This is a genomic window from Sinomicrobium soli (assembly GCF_003285545.1).
Classification (GTDB): domain Bacteria; phylum Bacteroidota; class Bacteroidia; order Flavobacteriales; family Flavobacteriaceae; genus Sinomicrobium.
The window spans coordinates 61,595-69,261 of the sequence record NZ_QLNV01000021.1; the positions used below are offsets into that span (position 1 = coordinate 61,595).

Below are 7,667 nucleotides of genomic sequence, written 5' to 3' on the forward strand. Positions count from 1 at the left end.
GCAGCACGGCCTCCGGAAGCATGTCGTATTGTTTTTTTCTGCAAAATATTGTGTATGAATTACACAGGAACAGGTATGTGTATAAAAATTCTACAGCGGTAAGAGGGGTTACCTGTCTTAAAAAAATCTTAAATTACTGGAAACCAGTTGTTTTTACGGTATGGCACATTATTACGTGTGCATGATGTTATATTCTGGCTATCAATATCTTGTAAAAAACGACTTCCATGAACAACAATGTACTTTATTCCCTGTTTTTATTTTTCTTTACAGGCCTGGCCGCCGTTAACGGGCAGGAATGGCTGATTTCGGGAACAGTGAGGGATACCACGGGACTGCCCCTGGCGGGGGCCAGCGTGGCGGAAAAGGGTACGGATAACGGGGCGCAGACCGATATGGACGGTGCGTTTACCCTGGAGGTGTCGGATGCCGATGCGGTGCTTGAAGTGTCTTTTATAGGGTTTGTGGCCAGGGAGATACCGGTAGACGGACAGGAGGAGATTACGGTAACCCTGGAACAGGACGTCACCGGTCTGGATGAGGTGGTGGTGATAGGGTATGGCAATGTAAAAAAGAGCGACCTTACCGGGGCGGTATCCCAGGTGAGTGCCGAAGAGGTCAGTGCCTTTCCGACAACCTCCGTCATGCAGTCGCTGCAGGGGCGGGCTCCCGGGGTTCAGGTATCCCAGAGTACCGGTGCCCCCGGCGCTGCGGTAAGTGTGAGGATCCGCGGTTCCAATTCCATACAGGGTAATAATGACCCGCTCTATGTGATAGACGGTTTCCCTTATTCCGGGGCGCCTACCAATATCAACAATGCCGATATAGAAAGTATAGAAGTACTCAAGGATGCCTCGGCTACGGCCATTTACGGTTCGCGCGGGGCAAACGGGGTAGTGATGATCACAACCAAAAAGGGCCGGGAAGGGGCTACGCGGGTGGAGCTGGAAACCAGTTATTCCATGCAGTGGCAGACTTCAAAACTCGATCTGCTCAACGGCAGGGAATATGCACTGCTGATGAACCTCCAGGCACAGAACGACAACCAGGCACCCTATTTCTCCGACAATGAGGTAAACGGTTTCGGAAGGGGCTTCGACTGGCAGGATTTTGTGTTTGGTGAAGGCGCTGTCAAATCGCATTCGATCACCGTAAGCGGGGGGAATGAAAAAACAAAATTCTCTCTCGGGGGAAGTATTTTTGACAATGAAGGTATTGTAGAGGGCAGCGATTACAAGAGGTATTCCGGCCGGCTGAACCTGAGCCATGAGATCAGTGACAAGGTACGGGTAGAGTGGAATAATTCGCTGTCGTACCTGGAAACCTACAGGAAAGACAGCCGGGGCGGGAGCAGGGGAAACTCGCTTATCGGTGCGGCCATAGCCGCGGCGCCCATCTCTACGCCGTATAACGAGGACGGAAGTTACCGTGTGCTGGCGGACGAATACCCGTTTGTAGCGCCGGATATCGTGAATCCGGTCAATTTTATCAGGGAACAATCCAACAAGATCAAGGCCAATGTGGTGCTGAGCAACCTGGCTTTTGTGTTTAATCCGGTTCCCGAACTTACGGTCAGGATAGCCGGGGGTATTGAGAACAGGGACGACCGGACGGATTCTTATACTTCCCGCAATTTTCACAATTCCAACGGTTCGGCCAGTGTAACGACTAACCAGGAACGAAGCCTGCTCAGCGAAAATACCGTTACCTATGAAAAGACATTTAACGACGCCCACAGGCTTTCGGCCCTGGCCGGGTTTACCTATCAGAACTTCACCCGGGAGTACGTGGCCGGAAGCGGGGTAGGTTTTATCAGCGATGCTTTCGAATCGTACCAGCTTCAGGTATCGGAAACACCGGGAATTCCCTCTTCCGGGTATTCCGAATCTACGCTTCTGTCTTACCTGGGGCGGATCAATTACGCTTTTAAAGACCGGTACCTGCTCACCTTCAGTATGCGGAGGGACGGTTCTTCCCGTTACAGCGAGGGGAGCAAATGGGGGAATTTTCCGTCGGCCGCCCTGGCATGGAGGGCCGGTGAGGAACCTTTTATAAAAAAGCTGAATTTCTTTTCCGACCTGAAGTTAAGGGGGAGCTGGGGACTGGTAGGAAGTCAGGCCATAGATCCCTATACCACGCTGAACGTACTGCTTTCCGGAAAAACGGTTTTTGACGATCAGCTGTACAATACCCTGGCCCCCGGTACCCGGCTGCCCGGAGACCTGAAATGGGAAACGACGGAGCAGTGGGATGTGGGGATGGATATCGGTTTGCTGAATAACCGTATTTCACTGACCCTGGATTATTACGTCAAGAATACCCGCGATCTGCTCAATACCGTTCCGTTGCCGAGTTCGATGGGCTATCTGTCTACTATCCGCAATGTGGGCGAGGTGCAGAACAAGGGATTTGAGGTCGGGGTATCCGGAGCGGTGTTTACAGGGGAGTTTCAGTGGGACCTTTCGGCAAACCTGTCATCCAATAAGAATAAGGTGGTTCATCTCTATGGCGGGGAAGATATTCTCACGTCCTATGTTTCCGCACTGGTGGTACAGGACAATATTGCCGTTCTCAGCGAAGGCAGGCCCATGGGCCAGTTCTGGGGATACCGCGAAGACGGTTATGACGAACAGGGGCAGATAAAACTGATGGACCTGAACGGTGACGGTACCCTGTCTCCGGAGGACAAAACCTATATCGGCGACCCCAATCCCGATTTTATCTACGGGCTTAACTCCTATATGAGCTATAAGAATTTCAGCCTGTCGTTCTTTATACAGGGGTCGCAGGGCAATGATATTTTTAATGTCAGCGCCATTCCCGTAACGATGGATTACGGGCAGGGATTAAATACGCTTCGAGAGGTATACCTGGACCACTGGAGTCCCGGTAACCCGGATGCCAAATACCCGCTGATCAGCAGGAACACGTCTGCCTATGCCTCCGACAGGTGGGTGGAAGACGGTTCTTATGTACGGTTGAAAAATATAGAACTGGCCTATTCGATACCGCTGGAAAACAGCTTTATAGAAAAATCACAGCTCTATATAAGCGGACAGAACCTCATTACCATAACGGATTATTCCTGGTGGGACCCGGAGGTAAATTCGCAGGGAGCGGACAGTCCCGGGATCGATTACCTGTCTTACCCGGTAGCCAAAGGGTTTACGGTAGGATTGCGGATGACGTTTTAAACCAGCTTCTTTAACAGGAAAACCTTAGCACATGAATTTTGTAAATCATACCCGTATCACAAAAAGAATTTTCAGCATATCCGTTTCGGCCTGTACCGGACTTCTCCTGATGTTCCTGTGCAGTTGCAGCGACAGCAAGCTGGACGAAAACCCCAAGTCGGTAGTGGAAGAACTTTTTTACAATACCCGGGAGGAACTGGAGGCGGCCGTCAATGCCTGCTATGCCCCCATCAGGGCGGAATATGCCGAACAGGTAGCCGTACTGGACGCTCATACCGACTGGGGGTACGGACGGGGCAGCAGGGCCAATTACAATGATTTCCAGGGGCTGAATTCGGCAAATATCAATACGGCGGCAACGCGGTGGAACGCTTTTTACCTGAGCATCCGGAATGCCAACCTGCTGATCCGGAATGCCCCGCAGGCGCTGGAGGCCACCGAAGAAGAAATAGCACTGTATATCGCCGAAGCGAGGTTTATAAGGGCACTGAACTATTTTTCACTGGTGCGGAACTGGGGCGGGTTGCCATTGCGTACGGAGGAGAATATGGAAGAGGTGGATATAGCGCGAAGCAGCACTGCGGAAGTTTACGACCTGATCCTGGAAGACCTGGAGTATGCGGGGGACATACTTCCGGAGGAGCCCCGCAATATCGGCAGGCCTACGGTTTATGCGGTAAAAAGCCTGCTGGCCGATGTGCACCTTACTCTTGGCAATGATGCCGAAGCGGCTTCGGAAGCCCTGGAAGTTATCGAATCGGGAAAATATGCCCTGGTGCCGGCCACGACTGCAGAAGACCTGCAGTACAACCTTTTCGGCCCGGATATCGAGACGTCGGCGGAAGATATCTTTTCGTTGAAATACACGCATGAGATAGACCAGGGAAACTGGCTGGTTTTTGTGCTGAACCACCCCGATACCGGGTTGTTCAATTTTGGCGGGAGTTATGCCCATTACAGTGAAGCAACCAATCCTTTCTATGAGCACTGGAATGATAACGACCTGCGAAAAGCACTGTGGGACCGGATAGATTTCGGCCTGGGCCCCAATACGCTGGTATCCAAAAAATATGTAGACCAGCAGGCCGTAAACAACAGGGGAGCGGGAAATGACCTCCCGGTATACAGGTTTGCCGAAGTGTTGCTGATCTATGCAGAAGCCTCGGCCAGGGAAGCAGGGGCTCCCACCCCCGAAGGAACGGAAGCGCTGAATAAAGTGCATCGCCGGGCTTACGGTCAGGATGCGGAAACTCCGGGACCTTTCGATTTCAGTGCCGGAGATTATAATCTCGGTTCTTTTACGGAACTGGTATTACAGGAGCGGGCCTACGAGTTTATTTTCGAGGGAAAACGCTGGTACGACCTGAAACGTACCGGTACGGCGGCAGAAACCATCCTGGAGGTAAAGGGCATCACCATTGCGGAAAAACACTACCTGTGGCCCATACCCGATGCCGAACTCAATTTTAACGGGGCGATGGGGCCGGATGACCAGAACCCGGGGTATTGATTGATGGCATCAGGTGTTTTGCCTCTGAGGTGTGCCGGCCAATACCGGTTTTCCCGCCGGGGACGCGGAACCGGATCGTGGGAATACCGGGACCGGGATGGTGAAAATCCGGTTATAATCCGCTTTTATAGGCGAAGGCGATCAGTTCTGATACCGAGGAAATCCGGAGTTTTCTGAAGATGTTTTTCCGGTGTGTTTCTACCGTATAATGGCTTAGGTGCAGCATATGGGCAATGACTTTGGTGGTTTTTCCGTCCTTGACAAGCTGGATGATCTCCTTTTCCCTATTGGTGAGCACATATACCGTGGGGTTTATGACCGCTTGGCTGTTTTCTCCCTTTTCACTTCTGGCGAACAGGTCTTCTCCGTGAAGCACGGCCCGTATGGTTTCCTTGACTACATCCGCATCCGTGGATTTTGTAAGGTACCCGTTGGCCCCGGCGGCTTTACTGTCCCTGATGAGCTGGGGAAGATCGAACATGGAGATAAACAATACCTTAATGCCGGGAAGACGGCGTTTGATTTCCCGGCACAGGGCTATACCGTCAGGACCGGGCATCTGTACATCGAGTATGACCAGGTCGGGGACCATCCTGTTGAGCCCGTGCAACAATTCTTCGCCGGAACGGTATATGCCTGCAATGGAAAAATCGGGTTCGTTTTCCAGGATGCGTACCAGGCCATCCAGGAACAACTGGTGGTCGTCGGTAAGAAATATGCTGTAGTTATTCTGTGCTTCCATCATCGGTTATGGTTATCAGTGGTATGGTAATTATGGTTGTCGTACCGTTGCTGTTACTCGAAATATGAGTATCTCCCCCCATACGCGATACGCGGTCGTAGACATTCTGGAGGCCCATGCCGTTACCGGGGCGTTTGATATTGAACCCCGTGCCGTCGTCCTCGGTAATGATGAGCAGTTGTTCCCGGTCTGCAATACATTGTATGGTGGCTTCCCTTGCCCTGGCGTGTTTGGCGATGTTGGTCAGTAATTCTACAGACACCCTGTACAGCGAAACGACATGGTTGTCGGGAACAAGGGTATCGTCGCCCACGGGAATAAAGGAAAAAGAGGTCTCCCCGAGACGGTTGAGTTCGGCGGTCTTGCTGTCCAGGGCCTGGAAGAGACTGCCCCCTTTTAGCGGCAGCGGGATCAGTTGCTTGAAAAAATGCCGGAGATCGTGATTGGCCTTGGTGATCATTCTCACCAGCGCACTGTCATTGCTGTAGTTGTTGGTGACCACCAGCCGGATGGCACTCAATGTCGCCCCGAGATCGTCATGGAGGTCCTGCGCTATTTTTTTTCGCTCGTCTTCCTGTATTTCCAGTTCCCGTATATAGGCTTTTTTCTTTAGCTGTGCACGTTCAGACATAAGAGTGTAGTTCCTTTTTAAGGTCCACCGGTAACGCCAGGAGACCAGGGCCCCGAGGATCATGATCTCGGTACACATGATCCAGTAGAAGTAATTGGGGTAGGTGATCCTGTAGTAATTGATAAACCCGTCATAATTGAGATAGTAACCGGCCGGGTTAAAATAAACCACCACGAAAGCGGCAGACAGGTGGAGCAGGATATATTTCCTCGCCTTTACAGCTCCCATTATGGTAAGGAAGATAAGCAGGAGCTGAATAAAGACCAGGGCCACACTCAGATAAAAAAACAGCAGGAAGGGCCATTGCGCTACAGACAGGTTATTTATAAATACAAAATAAACAATCCCGGTAAGCAGTGTATAATACAAGCTTATGTGGTTTATACTGTACAATGCCCTGTACAGCCGGTGGTCTTCTTTCCGTATGTTAAGCACGTAGCAGACCACATGAAAATGCAGGTAAAGCGCCAGCAATACCGCAGTAAGGGGATGTATGCGGCTCAGCATGAGGTAAAGCCTTTCCGGGAGTATGGTGATCAGCAACTCCTGGTAGAGGATTAAAAACAAAACAGCCAGCAGGTATAGCCCGTAGCGATAAAACGCCTTTTCCGAAGCCACTGCCCCTATGAGTAGGCTCATGACCATGATGGCGAGAAAGCATCCTGCAAATACGCCTACGGACCAGTAAAAGTCCTTTTCCCATAACAAGTTGTCTGAAGGCAGGGTGAAGTCGGTCACAAAATACTGGGGAGTGCGCAGGTTTATCACCTTTACCAGCAGTGTCCTGTGTTCATGCCCTTCGAAGTGCAGTGGAATGGCCTGAAAGCGTACGGCGGTTTCCCGTCGTGCTACGGGAGTGCGATACGACAAGCTGTCGATAAGGGCAAAGCTGCCGGCAGCCGACCTGTTGTATACCAGTACACTATCTGCCTGATTGTACAGGCTCCACCAGTAGGTACGTGCTTCGGAAGTGGTATTGGCAACTTCCAGGTGTAACCATAACGGGTAGGGGTTCAGCCCTATGTTCAGGGTGGTATTTTCCGGCCATTTCCTGAACTTTCCCTGTTCCAGTGCGGTATACACCTCCCCGGCATTACTGTTGCGGTTGTGGTCAATGTAATAACTGACATATCCGGATAAATGCTCGGTATTGGCCCCAGAGACCGCAAAAATATCCTGCAGTATCTCCGGTACCGGTACACGAGGCAAGGGTTTTGCCAGCGCTGCCAGGTTAAAGGCACATGCCGTATACAAGTATAAAATGATCTGCAGCATAGATATGTTCGTCTGTATACAAAAATAGTACTTATGGTTTACGGATAAAATACCCTTGATCAGGTATTGGATATGGTTGATCCTGCTGATAAATTGGCGGTGGTAAAATGGTATGAAAGTATCCGCCGTAGCGCCGTGAGTATCCTTAAAAACGGACAGTACCGGTTCTCAAACCGGTAGTTGACAGGGATTAGCGAACTTAAAATCAAATGGATATGTTTTTATTATATACATTAAATCACTAGTGTCCCATTAAAATTGGGACGTTGTTAAAAATTAAATAAACTTGGCCCATTTGGTCCAAATCGTTCTTTG

4 protein-coding genes are annotated in these 7,667 nt (G+C 50.7%); 2 read left to right on the forward strand and 2 right to left on the reverse strand.

What is annotated here, in order from left to right:
- The first annotated feature begins 227 nt into the window (after window positions 1-227).
- Together DN748_RS17790 and DN748_RS17795 are read left to right on the forward strand one after the other, a co-directional pair.
- On the forward strand, window positions 228-3,194 hold the full coding sequence (locus DN748_RS17790) for a SusC/RagA family TonB-linked outer membrane protein (RefSeq protein WP_112373184.1): 2,967 nt from the start codon (window positions 228-230) through the stop codon (window positions 3,192-3,194).
- A gap of 31 nt (window positions 3,195-3,225) precedes the next feature.
- Complete coding sequence (locus DN748_RS17795; protein WP_112373185.1) at window positions 3,226-4,704, forward strand: RagB/SusD family nutrient uptake outer membrane protein; 1,479 nt, start codon at window positions 3,226-3,228, stop codon at window positions 4,702-4,704.
- 112 nt (window positions 4,705-4,816) lie between these two features.
- On the opposite strand, the gene DN748_RS17800 is transcribed toward DN748_RS17795, so the two are convergent.
- Both DN748_RS17800 and DN748_RS17805 read right to left on the reverse strand, forming a co-directional pair.
- The gene (locus DN748_RS17800; protein WP_112373186.1) at window positions 4,817-5,449 is read right to left on the reverse strand and encodes a response regulator transcription factor; all 633 of its coding nucleotides are present in this window, start codon (window positions 5,447-5,449) and stop codon (window positions 4,817-4,819) included.
- Window positions 5,430-7,352 carry a sensor histidine kinase gene (locus tag DN748_RS17805; RefSeq protein ID WP_112373187.1) on the reverse strand — a complete coding sequence of 641 codons (1,923 nt, stop codon included), beginning with the start codon at window positions 7,350-7,352 and terminating at the stop codon, window positions 5,430-5,432. The genes DN748_RS17800 and DN748_RS17805 overlap by 20 nt, the downstream gene beginning before the upstream one ends.
- Window positions 7,353-7,667: the final 315 nt, after the last annotated feature.